This window comes from Mesorhizobium sp. ISC11 (genome assembly GCF_037162595.1).
GTDB lineage: Bacteria > Pseudomonadota > Alphaproteobacteria > Rhizobiales > Rhizobiaceae > Mesorhizobium > Mesorhizobium ciceri.
Genome location: NZ_JAVSPW010000002.1, coordinates 360,791 through 378,210, shown reverse-complemented (window position 1 = coordinate 378,210; position 17,420 = coordinate 360,791). Strand labels below are relative to the sequence as shown.

The 17,420-nt window shown below is 63.1% G+C and carries 15 protein-coding genes; 6 read left to right on the top strand and 9 right to left on the bottom strand.

Features of this window, described 5'->3' with window-relative positions; translation table 11 throughout:
- Nucleotides 1-712: 712 nt before the first annotated feature.
- The gene (locus RPF88_RS32815) at nt 713-1,111 is read right to left on the bottom strand and encodes a M24 family metallopeptidase (protein WP_027163535.1); all 399 of its coding nucleotides are present in this window, start codon (nt 1,109-1,111) and stop codon (nt 713-715) included.
- A gap of 186 nt (nt 1,112-1,297) precedes the next feature.
- On the opposite strand from RPF88_RS32815, the gene asnB reads away from it, so the two are divergent.
- Genes asnB through nadE form a run of 4 tightly spaced genes read left to right on the top strand, consistent with a single transcriptional unit; the run spans nt 1,298 to nt 6,100 of the window.
- The gene (gene asnB / locus RPF88_RS32810; protein WP_013525357.1) at nt 1,298-3,235 is read left to right on the top strand and encodes an asparagine synthase (glutamine-hydrolyzing); all 1,938 of its coding nucleotides are present in this window, start codon (nt 1,298-1,300) and stop codon (nt 3,233-3,235) included.
- A 23-nt stretch (nt 3,236-3,258) separates the two neighbouring features.
- Nucleotides 3,259-3,525, top strand: a complete 267-nt coding sequence (locus tag RPF88_RS32805) for an acyl carrier protein (RefSeq protein WP_013525356.1) — start codon at nt 3,259-3,261, stop codon at nt 3,523-3,525.
- Between the two features lie 26 nt (nt 3,526-3,551).
- Nucleotides 3,552-5,096, top strand: coding sequence for a class I adenylate-forming enzyme family protein (locus RPF88_RS32800; protein WP_013525355.1), 1,545 nt, complete (start codon nt 3,552-3,554; stop codon nt 5,094-5,096).
- Nucleotides 5,093-6,100, top strand: a complete 1,008-nt coding sequence (gene nadE / locus RPF88_RS32795; RefSeq protein ID WP_337123962.1) for an NAD(+) synthase — start codon at nt 5,093-5,095, stop codon at nt 6,098-6,100. Before RPF88_RS32800 ends, nadE begins: the two co-directional genes overlap by 4 nt.
- Nucleotides 6,101-6,148: 48 nt before the next feature.
- Here the strand turns inward: nadE and RPF88_RS32790 are convergent, their stop codons facing one another.
- Together RPF88_RS32790 and RPF88_RS32785 are read right to left on the bottom strand one after the other, a co-directional pair.
- Nucleotides 6,149-7,264 (bottom strand): hypothetical protein, encoded by a 1,116-nt coding sequence (locus RPF88_RS32790; protein WP_013525353.1) that lies wholly within the window; start codon nt 7,262-7,264, stop codon nt 6,149-6,151.
- On the bottom strand, nt 7,261-7,929 hold the full coding sequence (locus RPF88_RS32785) for a N5-glutamine methyltransferase family protein (protein ID WP_164752012.1): 669 nt from the start codon (nt 7,927-7,929) through the stop codon (nt 7,261-7,263). Before RPF88_RS32785 ends, RPF88_RS32790 begins: the two co-directional genes overlap by 4 nt.
- Nucleotides 7,930-8,358: 429 nt before the next feature.
- On the opposite strand from RPF88_RS32785, the gene RPF88_RS33500 reads away from it, so the two are divergent.
- Nucleotides 8,359-8,553, top strand: coding sequence for a hypothetical protein (locus tag RPF88_RS33500; protein ID WP_063170507.1), 195 nt, complete (start codon nt 8,359-8,361; stop codon nt 8,551-8,553).
- A gap of 333 nt (nt 8,554-8,886) precedes the next feature.
- A complete protein-coding gene (locus RPF88_RS32775; protein ID WP_063170508.1) occupies nt 8,887-9,171 on the top strand; it encodes an Hpt domain-containing protein in 285 nt (94 codons plus the stop codon).
- A 15-nt stretch (nt 9,172-9,186) separates the two neighbouring features.
- On the opposite strand, the gene RPF88_RS32770 is transcribed toward RPF88_RS32775, so the two are convergent.
- The 6 genes from RPF88_RS32770 to RPF88_RS32745 all read right to left on the bottom strand — a co-directional run bounded on the left by RPF88_RS32770 (nt 9,187) and on the right by RPF88_RS32745 (nt 16,867).
- A complete protein-coding gene (locus tag RPF88_RS32770; RefSeq protein ID WP_013525350.1) occupies nt 9,187-10,611 on the bottom strand; it encodes a glycosyltransferase family 2 protein in 1,425 nt (474 codons plus the stop codon).
- The gene (locus RPF88_RS32765) at nt 10,611-11,648 is read right to left on the bottom strand and encodes a HEAT repeat domain-containing protein (protein ID WP_337123961.1); all 1,038 of its coding nucleotides are present in this window, start codon (nt 11,646-11,648) and stop codon (nt 10,611-10,613) included. The genes RPF88_RS32770 and RPF88_RS32765 overlap by 1 nt, the downstream gene beginning before the upstream one ends.
- A gap of 2 nt (nt 11,649-11,650) precedes the next feature.
- Entirely contained in the window at nt 11,651-13,393 is a 1,743-nt protein-coding gene (locus tag RPF88_RS32760; RefSeq protein ID WP_337123960.1) for a YaiO family outer membrane beta-barrel protein, read from the bottom strand.
- The gene (locus RPF88_RS32755; protein ID WP_063174078.1) at nt 13,393-13,785 is read right to left on the bottom strand and encodes a response regulator transcription factor; all 393 of its coding nucleotides are present in this window, start codon (nt 13,783-13,785) and stop codon (nt 13,393-13,395) included. The genes RPF88_RS32760 and RPF88_RS32755 overlap by 1 nt, the downstream gene beginning before the upstream one ends.
- Before the next feature lie 263 nt (nt 13,786-14,048).
- Nucleotides 14,049-14,426, bottom strand: a complete 378-nt coding sequence (locus RPF88_RS32750) for a response regulator (protein WP_013525346.1) — start codon at nt 14,424-14,426, stop codon at nt 14,049-14,051.
- 5 nt (nt 14,427-14,431) lie between these two features.
- Entirely contained in the window at nt 14,432-16,867 is a 2,436-nt protein-coding gene (locus RPF88_RS32745; protein WP_337123959.1) for a hybrid sensor histidine kinase/response regulator, read from the bottom strand.
- Nucleotides 16,868-17,420: the final 553 nt, after the last annotated feature.

The window sequence follows — 17,420 nt, the reverse complement described above, 5'->3', positions numbered from 1 at the left end:
CGCCGCAGTTGCGTGCATGTGAGCAGTAAGAAGGATGACGGCAATGATAATCGACAGGACAACCTCCCATACTGTTGGAACCTGACATACGGGGTCATTGCTGGATCAGGCCCGTCGTCCAGCAACGCAGTCATGTTACCTTTGGCAGACCGTCCGCTTTCGGGCGAAGGTAAAGTTTGCCGAACTCCGAGATCAGGCGCATTGCTGCCGCCAGCCGGCAACCGCTGCGAGGGTGAGGAAGGACAATGGGATTGTGCCTGGCGCCAGGTCGCTCGCATCAGAAGAAAGACCCGCCATGTGGAAGCTGCCGGACCCGATCATCACGGTCGGGCGTCACGGCATCCTGTTCGGGACCGCCATACTCCCATGAGTGTCAGCGACGGCTGGTTTCGACCTTCGGCAACAATATCTGGTTCGTCCTCGTGCATGTAAAACTGGAAGAAACGCGCAGTCGCGACGTTCTCTACATTGCGGTACTTGACATGGACTCGATATCGCTCGCGCAGTATCCTCTCGACTTGACGCGTGTCCACGGTGCCCGGAATGTCAGGCGCACGCGTGAGTTCACCAAGTGGGTTCTCTCGCTACCCGGCAGTGAGGCAGCCTCGCCTGGTCCGCTCGGATTGCTACCAATACCAGCTGTGTTTTGGGCATGCGTTTGAGGGCAAGTCTTCAGAGCCTCGCCGGACAGGTGGAAATGAGCTCGGTGCGATCAGGATGGACAATTGTGCTCGAACTTGACATAGCCGACGTCTTCGCGGCCCGCCATGCACTCGACGGCGATGGCCATCCCGGCTCCAACCTTGAAGCTGTTATCTGGCACTAACCATGGTCCGCCCCAGCCCAGTCCGAAGGAATGGCCATGGATTGGGTAGCCGCAAAAAATTCCGCGGCCGTCAAGAACATCGAGGACTGCCTTGTACAGATCGCTTGCCGTTACGCCAAGGCGGCATGCGGCCACGCCTGCCTCAATTCCGGCAATGGCACCGTCGTAGATTTCATTCTGCCGCGCGGACCACTTTCCCCGACAACGACAGACCTTGAGAAGTCCCAGACCTAGCCCTCGACAGAAGGCGATGAGGGCCTGCCCCTCAGACCCCGTGAACATCATGCGAACACGACGCCAAAAGCTTCATTGCCCTCATCTCGCGGCAGATCCAATGCTCACGCAAGGAATCAGCCGTCGGCGGCCGCTCAAAATTTACCATTCTCATGAATAGTCCCAAATATTTAACACCTACCGATATCTTGGCGGCTATAGTCCGGGCCGCGCTGGTGGACTTGGAAATATCTCGGCATGTGCGGTTTTAGCGGCTATTTCGGCACTGTCCGGGATGGGAGGGCGCTCCTTGAAAGGATGACGGCTGCCATTGCGCATCGCGGCCCCGATGAGCAGGGGTTCTTCACCACAAAGGCGGCCGGCCTCGGCCATGCGCGGCTGTCCATCGTCGGTCTCGGGGACGGCCAGCAGCCGATGTCCGATGCGACGGGCGATCTGACGATCGCCTTCAACGGCGAGATCTTCAACTATGTGGAATTGCGCGAGCAGCTTCGCGCGAAAGGCCGCCATTTCCGGACAACCAGCGACACCGAAGTGATCCTGCATCTCTATGACGAGATGGGGGAGGATTGCGTCTCCGCGCTCAATGGCGATTTCGCCTTTGCGCTCTGGGACGGCCGCCGCCGCCGCATGGTTCTGACCCGCGACCGCATGGGGGTCCGGCCGCTCTTCTATACAAGGCAGGGCGAACGGCTTTACTTCGCCTCGGAGGTCAAGGCGCTCCTCCAGGCCCCGGGCGTCGCGGCCGAGATTGATCCGGTCGCACTCGACCAGATCTTCACGCTCTGGGCCCCGATCGCGCCGCGCACGCCCTTCCGCAACATCTACGAGATCGAACCCGCAAGCCTGATGATCGTGCAAGAGGGCAGCGTCTCGACCCGGCCCTACTGGAGTCTGGAGTATCCCGACCGGGACGCGCCGCCCCGGCAGGGGGACGAGCGTGCCGCGGCCGAGGAACTGCGCGCCCTCCTGACGGAGGCGACCCGCATGCGCATGCGCGCCGATGTGCCAGTCGGCGCCTATCTGTCTGGCGGCCTCGATTCCTCCATCACATCGGCGCTGGCGGCGGGCATGGCGCCGGGTGGCCTCAGGACCTTCTCGGTCACATTCGATAGCGCCGAACATGACGAGAGCCCCTTCCAGATCGAGATGGCCCGTGCGCTCGGCACGCATCACAGCGCCGTCGCCTGCGGGGAAGGCGATATCGCCGCCGTCTTCCCTGACGTTATCCGCTTCACCGAGCGGCCGATCCTGCGCACTGCCCCTGCCCCGCTCTACAAGCTCTCGAGCCTCGTGCGCGAGGCCGGTTTGAAAGTGGTGCTGACGGGCGAAGGCGCCGACGAAGTCTTTGCCGGCTACGATATTTTCAAGGAGGCCAGGGTTCGGCGCTTTTGCGGGAGACAGCCCGGCTCCCGCATCCGGCCGCATCTGTTCCGCAAGCTCTACCCCTATCTTCCCGGCCTAAGGCAGCAATCGGCCGAGTACCTGTTCTCCTTCTTCGGGGCTAGCGGCGCGACGCTTGACGATCCGCTGTTCTCCCATCGGCCGAGGTTCGACGGCACGGCGGCGACGAAGCTGTTCTACTCGGGCGATCTGCGTGCCACATTGTCCGGATATGACGCCGCCGAGGAGCTCGCCGCGCGGCTGCCCGAGGCGTTCGCCCGCTGGCATCCCTTGCATCAGGCGCAATATCTGGAAGCCCGCTTCCTTCTCCCTGGCTATATCCTGTCCAGCCAGGGCGACCGCATGGCGATGGCCCACGGCATCGAGGGCCGCTTTCCCTTCCTCGACCATCATCTGGTCGAGTTTGCCGCCGGCCTTCCTCCCGAGATGAAGCTGAAGGGGCTCGTGGAGAAGCATATTCTGCGGGAGGCGACCAAAGACCTGCTGCCGGCCGCCATCGGCCGGCGGACCAAGCAGCCCTATCGCGCACCGGATAGCCAGTCCTTCGTTGGGCCGGGCACGAGGGACTATGTCCAGTCGGCCCTGGGCGACGCCGCAGTCAGCGCCGGCGGGCTCTTCAATCCGAAGGCAGTGGCAAAACTACATGAGAAATGCAGCCGCCAGCCGGCCTCCGGCTTTCGCGACAACGCGGCCTTTGTCGGCATCCTGTCGACGCAGCTGTGGCTGACGACTTTCACCGGCACAGGCATTTGCAACGCAAAGGCCGCCTGACACCACCAAGGAAAGCGAACGACATGACCGATACGATCCAAGACGCAGTGAAGGCCTTTGTCATCGAGAACTTCCTGTTCGGCGACACCACCCACGCCCTCGCCGATACGGACTCGCTGATCGAGAACGGCATCATCGATTCGACCGGCGTTCTGGAACTGGTGGCCTTTATCGAGGACCATTGCGGAATCACAGTTGCGGACGCCGATATCGTGCCGGCCAACCTCGATTCACTGGCGCGCATCACGGCCTTCATCACAGCGAAGACCGCATCGCTCGTCGCGGCGTGACGGCTGGCAGCGGAAGGCCCGAGCTCATGCGGGTCGAGCAATTCCTCATCACGAACGCGGCCGCGCATGGCGCGAAGACGGCGCTTGTCACCGACCGGGAGCGGTTGCGCTATGACGAGCTCGACGATCTGTCGAACCGGCTTGCGACCGCTCTCGCCGAGAATGGCGTGCAGCGCGGCGACCGCGTTCTCGTCTTCATGGACAATTGCTGGGAAGCCGCCGTCTCGATCTTCGCGGTTCTCAAGGCGGGCGCGACCTTCAGCCCGATCAACGCCTCCACCAAGGCCGACAAGCTCGCTTATGTCATCGACGATTGCGAGGCTGCGGCGATCCTGACTCAGGCCAAGCTGATGCCTGTCGTGATCCAGGCGCGTGCGCTGTCGGACCGGCCGTTCTTCGTCGCGTCGACGCAAGCGCCATCCAGCCATACGCCGGATGGCGCTGCCTCCTTCGAGGATTGTCTCAAGGTCGCGCCCGTGCCCATTCGCCATGGCGGGATCGATATCGACCTCGCCATGCTGATCTACACCTCGGGCTCCACCGGCCGCCCCAAGGGCGTGATGATGACGCATCGCAATATCGATGCCGCGGCCGAATCCATCACGACCTATCTGCGCAACACCCGTGACGACATCATCCTCAATGTCCTGCCCCTGGCTTTCGACTACGGCCTCTATCAGCTGCTGATGGCGACGAAGCTCGGCGCGACCCTCGTCCTCGAAAAATCATTCGCCTTTCCGCAGGCCATTTTCGAGCGCATCCGCGCCGAGAAGGTCACCGGTTTCCCGCTGGTGCCGACGATGGCGGCGCTGATCCTGCAGATGCGCGATTTGGCGCCGGGTTTCCTGCCGAGCCTTCGCTATATCTCGAACACCGCCGCCGCCCTGCCGCCGGTGCATATCGCCCGGCTGCGCGAGCTGTTCCCCGGCGTACGGCTCTTTTCCATGTACGGTCTGACGGAATGCAAGCGCTGCACCTACCTGCCCCCGGAGGAGCTGGACCGCCGGCCGGGTTCCGTCGGCATCGCTATTCCCAACACGGAAGCGATCGTCGTCGACGATGAGGGCAACCGCATGCCACCGGGCGTGGCGGGCGAGTTGGTCATCCGCGGCCCGCATGTCATGCAGGGCTATTGGCGCAACGACGTGGCCACGGAGCAGATGCTGCGTCCCGGGCCGCATCCCTGGGAAAAGCGGCTCCACACCGGTGACCTGTTCCGGACGGACGAGGACGGCTTCCTTTATTTCGTTGGCCGCAAGGACGACATCATCAAGACGCGCGGCGAAAAGGTCGCCCCGAAGGAAGTCGAAACTGTGCTGCACGCCCATCCAGGCATCGTGGAAGCCGTGGTGACCGGCGTGCCGGATCCGGTGCTCGGCCACGCCATTGCCGCTCTCGTCGTTCTCTCGGACGAGACCCTGAGCGAGCGGGACATCATTCGCTACTGCGCCGTTCATCTCGAGGATTTCATGGTGCCGAAGCTCATCGAGTTCCGCCGCGAGTTGCCGAAGACCGATACCGGAAAGGTCAGCCGAAGGCTGGCGGCCGAAACGTTGGGGACTGCACAATGAATCTCTCCCTCGCCCCGAGCCGTCCCGCCTTCTCGGCCGACGCGCTGACGCTCGACAAGGCAGCGGAAACCGATCGCATCGTCGCCGGGTTGCGCGAGCAGCTACGCGGCATGCGCAAGCGCGGGCTCGTGCTCGGCCTCTCTGGCGGCATCGATTCCAGCGTCTCGGTCGCGCTCGCCGCCCGCGCCGTCGGCGCGAAGAACGTCTTCTGCCTGTTCATGCCGGAAAGCGACTCCGATCCCGACAGCCTCCGCCTCGGCCGGCTGGCCGCCGAAACCTTTGGCGTCGAAGCGATCGTGGAGGATATCGGCCCGACGCTGCACGCGATGGGTTGTTATCAGCGGCGGGATACCTTCATCCGCGAGCTGGTGCCGGAATACGGGCCGGGCTGGGCCTCAAAGATCGTCATCGCCAATTCACTCGCCGGGGAGGGCTACAACATCTCCTCGCTGGTGGTGCAGGACCCCGAAGGCCGGCAGACGAAGCTGCGCATGTCGGCGGCGGTCTATCTCGGCATCGTCGCCGCCACCAACATGAAGCAGCGCACGCGCAAACAGATCGAGTACTATCACGCCGACCGGCTGAATTTCGCCGTGCTCGGCACGCCGAACCGGCTCGAATACGACCAAGGCTTCTTCGTGAAGAATGGCGACGGCGCGGCTGACGTCAAACCGATCGCCCATCTCTACAAGAGCCAAGTCTATGCGCTTGCCGCCCATCTCGGCATTCCCGAGGAAATCTGCCGCAGGGCGCCGACGACCGACACCTATTCCCTCGAGCAGACGCAGGAAGAGTTCTACTTCTCCCTGCCCTATGACCGCATGGATATTTGCCTCTTCGGCCTGAATAACGGCCTTTCAGCCGCGGACGTCGGCGCCGCCGCGAAGCTGACTGCGGTCGAGGTCGAACGCGTCTGGGCCGATATCGCCGCCAAGCGCCGGGCGACGCGCCATCTGCACCTTGGCCCGCAGCTCGTCCGCCCCGTCGAGGAAATCGCCAGCTGAGATCGGCGCGACCATCGGGATTACGTCGCCGCGCGGGCAAATGACGGCCTATTCGAACTGCTCCCCGGCCAAGCGATTCCAGCGCTCGCCGGCCAGCCCGTTGAAGAAGCCTTGCGAGCTCAGAAACGCGTTCACCAGCTCCTCGTCGCGCGAATGCACCACGGTCGAGGCCGGTTGAGTGAAGGCGACCCGCCGGCCCAGCATCGCTGCGAGCAGAGCGGGTTGCGTCCGGCCGCGCAGGCCGGCGGCGCCGCGCCGCGCCGCATCGCCAATCAAGCAGTCGACGACGGAACCAGCTTGCCCCGGCAGGGCCAGAACCTGCAGCACGCGCGCCATCCTGCCCGGGCGGGTGTGATAGAGGAAGGCGCCGACCAGCGCCCCGCTGGGGGAGGAGACGGACGCGAACACGGCATCACCATAGTCCGGCTTCTGGGAAGCCTCCGCGAGGATATGCGCAAGCTGCTCGGCGCTCCAGTCGGGGCGGAGCGGGAACTGCCGCGTCAACGGGTCCAAAAGAGCCGCAAAACCGGCTTGATCGATTTCGGCTACCTTGAGGCCGCCCTTGCCATTCCAGAGTTCCGGGACCCCGGACCAGCGCATCTCGTTCTCCTGCATCCGTCCGCGAAGATAGCGATCGAGTCCGCGCGCGAGCGGGTCAAGCAAGCGCACGGCGCCGGCTCGCCGCGAGGCTAGATCGAGCAGGAAGGCCGAAGGCCGGATGACCCGGATCCAGTCCAGGCTGTATTGCGGCAGGGCGACCCCGCGCAGTTTCGTCCACATCTGCGTCGAGAGGGCATTTGCGGTTTCGCTGAAGGAGATGTCCTGCGGCCCGGCCAGGAATGTCCTGAGCAGCCTTGCGCCGGCCATCGGGTCGTTCGCCCGCGGTTCGACCATGAGCGAACCACAGATGGCGGCGCGCAGCTTGCACTGGCCATGCCTCATCGGCAGCACATTTACGCCGACAAAGCCTGAAATGTCGCCTTCGCTCGCAATATGGACGAGAGACGCGATCTCCGGATCGCAGACCGGGCCTTCGAGATAGTGCCAGCGCAGATAAGTCTCGAGCGCCGGAGGCGGCGGCTTGCCACCGTCCCGGAAGGTTCTTTGAAAGAGCCCGGCGACGGCCGGAATATCCGCAGCCTGCAGGGGACGAATCTGGCTCATGCCAAACTCGCGGAGGATGAGATCGCGGGCGAACCGTTCCCAAGCTTGCGGAGGAGTGCGACACGCGGCATTCCGACCTCATCCTTGGCGAATGTCACGGGTTCATAGGCCTTGGCTCTGGCTATCAGGGCAGCCACCTGGCGGTCCTGCCCCTGCCCGAACTCGAACAGCAGCCAGCCATCAGGCTTGAGGAAATCGGTTGCGTCCCGGATCAGCCGCTGTTGGATCGAGATGCCGTAAGGCCCCCCGTCGAAGGCCTCGCGCGGCTCGCCCTCAAGCAGATGCGCGCTCTCGCCTTCGAGGCGCGCGGTCGAGATATAGGGCGGATTGCAGACAATCATGTCCGCTGCGCCGATAAGCCCATCGCCCTCCAGCGCACCGAACAGATCCCCTTTCCGGATGGTGACCCGGTCCTGAAGGGCCAAGCGTTCGGCATTGCTCCGGGCGAGCGCGACCGTGCTGTCAGTCACGTCCACCCCCCAGACGCGGGCCGACGGAACTTCCGCGGCGATCGCCAGAGCAAGGTTGCCGGAGCCGCAGCACATGTCGATCACCATCGGGCCGGGCGCGCGATCGCCAAGAATCGCAAGCGCCCTCTGTCCGAGCAACTCCGTTTCCTGACGCGGCACGAGAACGCCCGGAGCCAGTTCGAGCATCACGCTCATGAAACGATGCAGGCGGGGCGTAGAACGGCCGGCTAGGGCTGCTGCTCTGTGCGGCACGGCGGTTCCTTACGTCATCCGACAGTATTGCATACACAGGACCTATCGCGCTCCGGTAAACGGCTGCTAAAGATATCGCCGCCGATACTGCGCAGCGCACCAACTCGGCCATATAGATGCGGCGTTGGTGCGCGGATATGAAATCGAACGCATTTCGGTCTTTGAAGTTGCCGATTGTAGCTGCCGGACTTGATGTCGGACAGACTCCGGGCGTGCGCACGCCAGCATGCGGTTGAGTACCGCTGCAACCGACGGCAACCTCGGTCTGCTGAGCGGCGAACGAATGAGCCAGCAAGCTCCACATACTTCAATTGCGTCTGCCCGGGGAGGCAGTCTGTGGATTCGAGGCGTAGTCTCGGCTAAGCATACCCGATGGACGACAGATCCTCGTTTATGAAATCCAGCATCGACCATCTCCCGCCGCCAAAGCAGCGCGAGCTGACAAGAACGGTGGAGGTGCTGCTTGAGGAGTTCGACGACGCGCTGAAGGCTGGTGATGGTGAACAATCGCAAGCTGACCGATTTCGCCGGCTATTGGCAGTCTGCGGCCGACCGCCTGATGCGTGAATGGAGACACCCGTCAGCGTCACCGTCCACTCCCGCCGGGCGGTGAACACTGCACTCAGGGAAGGTCAGTACTTCTTTGTCGACATCCGCCGTGAGGGAATCGTCTCTACGAGCTCGACGGGGAGCCGGTCACTATTCCAGTTCCTACAGGCCCCGTGGAGGCCTTTCGGATGGGAGGGGACTATTTTGCGGGCCGCCTGCCCCAAGCAAGAACGTTCGCTGAGAGTGCGGAGTTCTTCGCCGGCAAGGGCAGACAAGAGAGAGCCTTCGTTTCACTCCACCGAATTCTATGCTTGAATGTCTCTGAAACCTGGTCGCAGAGCGCCTCCCACTTTGAACGATCCCTTCGCCCCCCTACGGCAACGTTTCCTGGCCAGGTGCGCCGCTCAACTGGCGGAGTTGAAGGCGGCGCGGCACACAGTCCTTTTGAAGGGTTCCAACGCCTCACTGATTGCGACCGCGCACTCGCTCGCCGGAGCCGCGGGAACGTTCGGGTTTGCGGAGATCAGCGTACAGGCATCGGCGCTGGAAACACTGCTGATCGAGCAGCCGGATGACGGGGCCGTGCATGCCGCACTCGACGGGCTTATCGAACAGCTCGAGCATACGTTGAAGTGACTTAACCGAAAGGGCTCACTTCTTAGGTCCAGTCAGGCCGGTCCTGGTCATCTCGCCCCAGCTCTGGTCGGCGCGTAGATACTGCCACCAGCCCTTCACGCGCCATAAATTGTTGAGCTGGCGGTAGCCGAAGTTCTCGATCACTGCCACGGCCGTGAGCACGGCGAGGTCCCGCGCGCGCGGAAAACGCTGAAGCTCGGCTTCTTCGAGGACCAGCGAACACACGCTCACGCAAACGCCGTAGGTGAAAACCAGCGATGTGAACGCCAAGAGATACTCGGTCGAAAGAATGCCGAGCAGCCAAAAGGTCGGAATGAGCACATAGCCTAGGACTTCCGAAATCGGCCCCAGCACATCAACAACCAGTATGTGACCAAAGCCGAGGAAGCCAACACGCCCATAACGGGGGTTGAAGAGCATGGAGCGGTAACGGAAGAAGCATTCGAGCGCACCGCGCTGCCAGCGCGTGCGTTGTCTGGCAAGAACGCGGAGTGACTCGGGCGCTTCGGTCCAGCACACCGGCTCAGGAATGAACTGGATGCGGTATTTGCGTTTGGTGTCCATCATGTGACGATGCAGCTTGATCACAAGATCGAGGTCCTCACCCATCGACCCACCGGTGAAGCCGCCAACCGCTACCACTTCGGCGCGGCGGAACATGCCGAAGGCGCCGGACACCAGCATCAGCGTGTTGATGCGGCTCCAGGCAAGCCGCGCCATGAGAAAGGCCCGCAGATATTCGACCACCTGAAACAGGGGCAGCAGCCGGTTCGGCAGCCGGACCTCACGCACCCTGCCACCTTCGATCCTGGACCCGTTGGCGATCCGGATCGTGCCGCCCACAGCGATGGTGCGCTCTGGATCGTCGATGAAGGGCTGCGCGGCACGCATTAGCGCATCGGGCTCGAGGATGGAATCGCCGTCGATCACGCAAAACAGCGGCGCGCGGCAGACGTTGACGCCGGCATTCTGGGCATCGGCCTTGCCGCCATTTTCCTTATCAACCACAAACAGCCGTTCGGTCATCGGCGAGGAATAGAGACCGCGGATCGGCTTGTGCGTCAGGGCCTCCTCATAGGGCCGATGGAATTTCACAAGCTTGAAGCCTTCGATAAGGCGCTGCAGAGTCTGGTCCTTCGAGCCGTCGTTTATGACGATCACCTCGAAATTCGGATATTCAAGCGCCAGCATCGAGTGCACGCTCTCGACTACGTTCACTTCCTCATTGTAGGCGGGTACCAGGAGCGCGATTGGCGGCGCGACGTCCCCATAACGGCGCCACAGCAGCGCCGAACGCGCGACTGGCGGGCGCTTGGACAGCGCGTAGGCGGCAATAATAAGCTGCAGCAGGTATACCGCCGTCTGCGCCAGCCCTGCCCCAATGATGAACCAGGACAGGATGGAGGCACCCAGGACGATCTCTTGGCTCCAGTCGAACATCAGGCGGCCGGCCCCTCGGCAAGGATCAGCGAGGCGGTGCGCTGGCGGCGCGAGACCTCGCTTGTGGCGATCTCGCGCAGCACCTGCTCTCCCTTCTGGCCGAACGAGCGGAGCGCGTTGGCGGCGGCATAGCGCACAGTCCATGCCTCGTCGTCCATGAGCTGCGCGAGGGGCGCGGCGAGTTCAGACAGGCCGAGGCGGCCCGCCGCATTGGCAGCGTCTGCACGCACATTCCAGCCGCCAATTTCCATCGCCTTGGTCAGGATGGCCGTCGCATTGGGATGTCCGGTCAGCCCGAGTGCCCGCAATGCGGCTGCGGCAACCTCCGATGACGGATCGCGGGCCGCGCGGGCAAAGAAGTCGCCAAACCGGAACCCGCCGTTGCGGGCAAGTGCATCGATTGCGGCCGCTCTAATGAAAGGCACCGCGCCCTGAAGTCTGGCGTAATCCTCAAGTTCGTCGAGCCGCTTCGGCGGAAAGCGCCTGAAAAGCTCGATCAGGCGTCGCGAGCGCTGTCCCGCCACGCCGATCTTGCGCAGCGTTATGACGAGCGGCGGCAAGGCGCCGAGATCGCAGAGCGCGATCGCGACGGCGATCCTGACCTCGCGTGATCCGTCGCGGTCGAGTGCCGAAAGCAGGCTTGCCACTGCGTTTTCCGAACGCAGCGCCGCCAGCATCTCGGTCGCGTGGATGCGTTCGGCGGCGTTGCCTTTTTCCAGTTGGGTACTGACAAGCGCCGGCAGGCCACATTCGTTGAAGGCTGAGAGGAGCTCGTCGTGCTCCTCGCCGCGCAACAGCGAAATAAACTCGAAACCGGCATCGACCGCCACCCTCGCCGGCACCGCAAGCAGCGCCGTCTTCAATGCCTCGCGATCGCGATTTTCGGTGAAGGCGATCAGCGCCGTCAGAAGAAGGCGCCGCTGATCGGCGCCCGTCGTCCCCCGGCGCTCCTGCAATACCCGACGCACGATCAGTAGAAGCATGATCGCCAGGGAAAGGGCACTGAGCAGGATGGATAAGTGCCAGATGTACAACATGATCAGAACCGCGTGGTTAGGCCGAGCCCGAATATGGTTCGGTCGAATGTCGGGCGCTGCTCATGGGCGAGGCTGCCGCGCAGCGTCAGCGGATCGGTGGCGTCCCAGGAGATGCCGCCAAAGACGGTACGCGTCGGCACCAGCGTGCCGTCGGAGATCTCGGGGGCATCTGCATAACCACCAAAAACGTTGACGGCCGGGGTGACTGCAAGATCGGCCCGCAGCACATAGCCATCGGCGCGTGTGCCGATATCGTCGGCTGCGTGAACCCAACGGGCCGAAAGCCCCAGCCGGCCGTCCAGGACATAGGCCTGCACCCAGGGCGAGATTGTGGTGACCTCGGCGGTGACGAAATTGTCATAGCGAGCATCGATGTTGAGCGAGAACGGACCGAGCGCTTTCGCGGGCGCCATGATCTGCCACGAAGCGCCGGCGCCGATCGAATATCGGGCCAGGAAATCGGCATCCGGCGTCGCCGCTGCCAGCACATAGGCCGAAACCGTCGGCGAAAAGGCCTGGTCGATGCGGCCGTCGATCTGAACATCGGTGCGACCGTAGCGGGTCGCCATCCGGGTGTGGCTTGAAATGGTTGTCTGCGGGGTGAGTTGATAGGCAAGGCCAACCGAACTGTCGGTCCAGTCGCCAAGCCCCTCGGTGAGATCGCTGACTTCGCTGCCCAGATCGAGTCGCCATTTGCGCGGCGGCGGCGCAGCCAGCCTTTGCACGATATCGGCAGAGCCCGGCTCGATGGCGAGCGCTTGGCGGTAGGCTTCCCGCGCGGCGAAGTCGTCGCCACGCGCCCGGCGCAGGTCGCCGATCCCCACCAGCGCCTCGGCATTGTGCGAATCTACCGCCAGCACCCGCTGAAACGACTGCTCGGCCCGCGTGTAATCCTGCTCGAGCAGGGAAATTCGCGCGTCGAGAGCCATCGCCTCGACATTGTCAGGCGCGGTGCCAAGCACATCATCGATCATCGCGCGAGCGCGCGGCACGTCGCCCTGCCAGATCGCCAGGCGCACCTTGCCGAGGCGGGCACCGAGAAGGCGGGGCCTAATGGCCAGCGCCTGGTCGAAGAACTGCCCGGCATGGTCGAATTTCTGCTGGGAGCCAGCCACCAAACCGATGGCGACCAGGATATCAGTGTTTTTCGGCGCCAGCCGGAGGGCGCGGCGATACGCATTCTCCGCCTCCGGCAATTGTCCCGCAGCCCGCGATCGTCGGCCCTCCTCCATCAGGCCGGCGACGGGATCCGGCCGCGGCGGGCGCGGTATCTTCCTCGCGGTCGCAGGCTTCGCCTTGCTGCTGCCGGCCCGCTGGGCTTTGCGGATGTTGGCAACAAGGGTACTTGCATCGGCATTGCCGGGCTCCGCACGCGACACCTCTTCGGCGAGCGGCAGGGCGGCGTCCGGATTGCCCGAGCGGAACTCGACTTCGGCCATGCCGAAGCTGGCGTCCCGATAGGTTGGGGCAAGGGACAGTGCCTTGGAAAAGGCTTCGCGCGCCGCCGGCAGATTGTTGCGGCCAAGCTCGGCGAAACCGAGTTGCACCAGGGCGTCGGCATTGTCGGGCCTGAGCGCCAGGGCTCGCCGGAAAAGACCCGCCGCCTCCTCGAAACGCTGCGCTTGCCTGGCCTTGACGCCGAACTCGTAAAGTTCATCCACCGTCTGCGCCAACGCCGCGCCCTGGGGCGCAGCGATCGCCAGGACCAGCCATGCGGCAAGGGCTGCGCGCCGGCCGCGACGCATCAGCGCTTCCCGCTCTTTCGCGCGAGCAGACGCGCAAGCCGGGCCAGCAGCTCCTCGGGAATGAATGGTTTCACAAGATAGTCGTCCGCTCCCTTCTCCAGGGCCGAGACGATATCCCTTTCGCCCTTGCGGGCGGTCAGCATGACGACCGGAGTATCGGACAAAGCCGGATCGTTTTTGATGCGGGCAAGCACCTCCAGGCCGTCGGCCTTGGGCATCATCGCGTCGAGCACGATGATGTCCGGCGCCTCATGCTCCGCCTTCAAGAGCGCTTCCGCGCCGTCTACTGCCTTGATGACCTCATATCCCTTTGCCCTGAGCCTGAATTCCATCAGCTCGATCAACAAGGGATCGTCGTCGCAAATCAGAACTCTTGCCTTCGATCCGTTCACCAGCCTTGCTCCGGTTCCGTCGCCCCCCGGAGTGATCAACCCATGAACCGACATCCGCCAATGCGGTTCATGCAGACAGAAATATTCTTCTCAGCTCTCTCATCGACGTCCGCCGATGCCACCGCGATTACAGACAACCTGATTCGCTGCGCCTGCACCCTCGGCACAATCAGTAGATGAATAAGGCGACATGGTATAGGAGCCCTGAACGGCATCGCACAGTCTGCAGCCAGACCGCGCTCGGTGGCCAGTCAATCGTCGACTCAGGCGCGCGACAGAAGCAATCTTTTGACTTCACGGGCAAGCGCAAGCGGGTCGAACGGTTTGGCGATCACCCCTACCGCGCCCATTGCCAGATAGCGTTCGACCTCATGCGTCTGGGTGCGCGCGGTGATGAACACCACGGGTATCGAGGCCGTCGCGCCAGCCTCGGCCAGACGCCTCAGCGTCTCCGGCCCATCCATGTCCGGCATCATCACGTCGAGCAGAATGAGGTCGGGTTGCCATTCGGCGGCATCGGCCAGTGCCTGCATGCCCGAAGAACAGGACCGCACCTCGAATTCCGGCTCGAGCTCCAGCGACATCTGGGCGATTTCGCGGATATCGTCCTCGTCATCCACATAGAGGATCCTTGCGCGCATCAGCATCACTCCTTGGCGTTCGCGGCAAGCCGGGTTCGGGACGTAACCAACATGCTCCTGACCAGCTTTGCCACATCGATCTCCGACGCCTTGGTCTTGGTCATGATCGCCTGCACGCGATCGCCGAGTTTCTGGTCGAGCTCCGCCGCCGAAAACACGATGACCCCGGTCTCCAGCGGCAGATCGACGAGGAGATCCAGGCCAGATCCGTCGGGGAGTGCAATGTCCAGGATGATCAGATCGAAGCGATGCTTCGCGACCGCCTGCCGAGCTTCCTGCAGCGTCTTTGCGGATGTGATCGAGACGCCCGAGCCCAGCCCCTCCGACATAACCGCGAGCACGCCCTCGTCGTCTTCGACATGCAGGACCTGTGGCCTCGGCTCGACCCTGCGGCCGACGATCTTGGCGAGAGCGGCGTGAAGCCGTTTCGAGTCCACCGGCTTCTCCAGCCAATCGATGATGCCGACGGCGCTGCCGTTCAGCGAGCGCCTGGCCTCGTCGGCGACGGCGGAGATGACGATGACCGCAATGTCGGAATTCACCGGTGATGCCCTTAAGTCGTGAAAGAGCTTGATGCCGGATTCCCCCGCCAGCTTGATGTCGAGCGTCAGCGCTACGTAGTCGCGGGAGCTCAGGAGCGCCTTGGCGGTGTCGATATCGGGCGCGACGTCGCTGGAAAAGCCTTCCGCATCAAGAAGTGCCGCGATCACCGCAGCGATGTCGGGCTCGTCCTCGCAGATGAGGACACGCAGGCGGCCATCGCGCTTGCGCGCCCGGCGCTCGACCAAAACCGGCTTGTCGGCCTGCCTGTGCGCCTCGGGAAGGTCGACGTGAAACGAGGTTCCCTGGCCTTCCTCGGTTTCGAAGGAAACGGCGCCCCCGAGCTTTTCGGTGATGGACTTGACGATGCTCAAGCCCAGGCCGGTGCCGCCAATTTTACGGGTGCTGGAGGCGTCCGCCTGCTCGAACTTTCCAAATATACGGCTGCGGAAAGCCTCCGGGATGCCGGCGCCCTGGTCCACCACGGAAATGCGCAGCATGTCGCGGTCACGACGCTGGAATTTCACAGTGACGGTCCCATCGGTTTGCGAGAACTTGATCGCATTCGACAGGAGGTTCGCCATCACCTGGTGCAGGCGATCCGGATCGATGTTGGCCTCGGCGCGCGGGGCATCATCGACCAGAACGATCCTGATCCGACTGTCGGCTATGTAGTTGGAGCTGGCGGCAATGGCCTGCTCCAGGACCTGGCGGACAGGCATCTGCTTGATCTTGAAGGTGATCACGCCCGATTCGATCTTCTCCATGTCCAGAATGTCGTTGATGAGAAGAACCAGCCTTTCGCTATTGGTGTGGGCGATGTTGACGAGATTGGCGGCCTTGGGCGGCAGTTCACCGGCCACGCCGGCCGCGATCAGGCCGAGCGAACCCCGGATAGAGGTCAACGGTGTGCGCAACTCATGGCTGACCGTGGAAATGAAATCGTTCTTGAGCTGGGCGGTGCGTTTCTGCTCGGTGATGTCGCGATTGTAGGTGATGACACCGACGATCTTGCCGGACTCGTCGCGGAACGGTGCCTTGAGGGTGTAGAGCCAGCCTTGCCGGCCATCCGGTAAAAGCGCCGGCTGATCGATCCGCAACGTCTGCCCGGCCTCCAGTGCGCCCATCTCATCCTGCCGGAACCGTTCCGCGACTTCTTTCGGATAGAAATCGAAATCCGTCTTGCCGATCAGATCGTCGACTGAAGCGGCGCCAACCATTTCGGCGGTGGCCGGATTGGCGGCGATGAAGCGGCCGTCGACATCCTTTATGTTCAGGCAATCGGGCAGTTCGCGAACCATGGCCCGGTAGGTCATGTTGGACATCAAGAGCTCCCGCCGGCGCTGCTGCCGATCGAGCAGGACGCCGATGATGATTGTGCTGAGGAAGCGGAACACGAGCGACGGGAACGTGCTCTGCTGCACCAGGCCGGCGACGGCTTGCGCGGGGATGACCAGAAGCGTGATCAGCCCGGCGAGAGCGACCGTTACGCCCAGACCGAATATGTCGTACATGGTGCGCGAACGGGCCGCGACGATGTGATGCCACGCGATACCGACGATTGCGGTGATGAGGATACCCATGACCCCGGCGCTGGCGCCCTGCCCGCCGAGATGGACGCGATAGGCAATGGAGCCGACCGTGGCGATCAGCATTGCCGGCCATCCGCCGAAGAACGCGGCCGCAGCAATGAAGGCGGCGCGCAGATCGACGACGAAGCCGGAGACGGACAACGCCGTCGCCATCGAAATGATCGCGCCCACGCACATGACCACGCCAAGAAGCAGCGACTGCATCCGCTTCGAAAGGCGCCCGGTGAAGTCCGCCACAAGGTCCCAGGCGACCACGAGGATGGAGACCAGTGCAAGATTGGCGAGGAGTGACTGCCAGATCTCGATCATGACTTCGGCTCCTTTTTTCCGATAGATAGCGCCAAAACCTATCCGAGGTCTAAAGAAGCTACAGCCCGGTCGGCGGTGCGGTCGACCCCGCGATCAGGGCAGCTCGGTGGGGCCACCTTGATTGCTGCTGCATCTATGGCCGACATGAGGCGCAAAGCCGATGGTCCGGTTAGGGCAGTGAAGTCCGCGTTCCGCCAATTTTGGCAGACAGTCGCCATCCATCGTTTTCACGTGAACAGCCTTGTTCGCCAAAACCCGTCCCCTGCCCCACCAGCCCTTGACGAAAATCGGCACGCCTGTGAGACACAGGGGTGGGGACATTTGCCCCGTGGGTACATCTATTGTCGAAACACGGGATCGCGCGGCAATTTTAGTGGCAAAGCCATACTTCTTATCGGCCGCATAAAGATCGGCGGACTTCTAGCTCACCAACTCGCGCAGTCCGGGGCAGTTACAGCAGGTGGTCCCCTAGTCCTTGCCGACACTGACGATTTGCGCACGGCAAATCTGGGAAGGCATCTGCTGGGTGTGCCCCACCTCCAGTACAATAAGG

Coding starts and splice junctions, on each gene's coding strand:
- RPF88_RS33500 (WP_063170507.1), top strand. CDS start 8,359: ATGGACGACAGATCCTCGTTTATGAAATCCAGCATCGACCATCTCCCG.
- RPF88_RS32815 (WP_027163535.1), bottom strand. CDS start 1,111: ATGATGTTCACGGGGTCTGAGGGGCAGGCCCTCATCGCCTTCTGTCGA.
- RPF88_RS32750 (WP_013525346.1), bottom strand. CDS start 14,426: ATGCGCGCAAGGATCCTCTATGTGGATGACGAGGACGATATCCGCGAA.
- RPF88_RS32745 (WP_337123959.1), bottom strand. CDS start 16,867: ATGATCGAGATCTGGCAGTCACTCCTCGCCAATCTTGCACTGGTCTCC.
- nadE (WP_337123962.1), top strand. CDS start 5,093: ATGAATCTCTCCCTCGCCCCGAGCCGTCCCGCCTTCTCGGCCGACGCG.
- asnB (WP_013525357.1), top strand. CDS start 1,298: ATGTGCGGTTTTAGCGGCTATTTCGGCACTGTCCGGGATGGGAGGGCG.
- RPF88_RS32770 (WP_013525350.1), bottom strand. CDS start 10,611: ATGTTCGACTGGAGCCAAGAGATCGTCCTGGGTGCCTCCATCCTGTCC.
- RPF88_RS32785 (WP_164752012.1), bottom strand. CDS start 7,929: ATGAGCGTGATGCTCGAACTGGCTCCGGGCGTTCTCGTGCCGCGTCAG.
- RPF88_RS32765 (WP_337123961.1), bottom strand. CDS start 11,648: ATGTTGTACATCTGGCACTTATCCATCCTGCTCAGTGCCCTTTCCCTG.
- RPF88_RS32805 (WP_013525356.1), top strand. CDS start 3,259: ATGACCGATACGATCCAAGACGCAGTGAAGGCCTTTGTCATCGAGAAC.
- RPF88_RS32760 (WP_337123960.1), bottom strand. CDS start 13,393: ATGCGTCGCGGCCGGCGCGCAGCCCTTGCCGCATGGCTGGTCCTGGCG.
- RPF88_RS32800 (WP_013525355.1), top strand. CDS start 3,552: ATGCGGGTCGAGCAATTCCTCATCACGAACGCGGCCGCGCATGGCGCG.
- RPF88_RS32790 (WP_013525353.1), bottom strand. CDS start 7,264: ATGAGCCAGATTCGTCCCCTGCAGGCTGCGGATATTCCGGCCGTCGCC.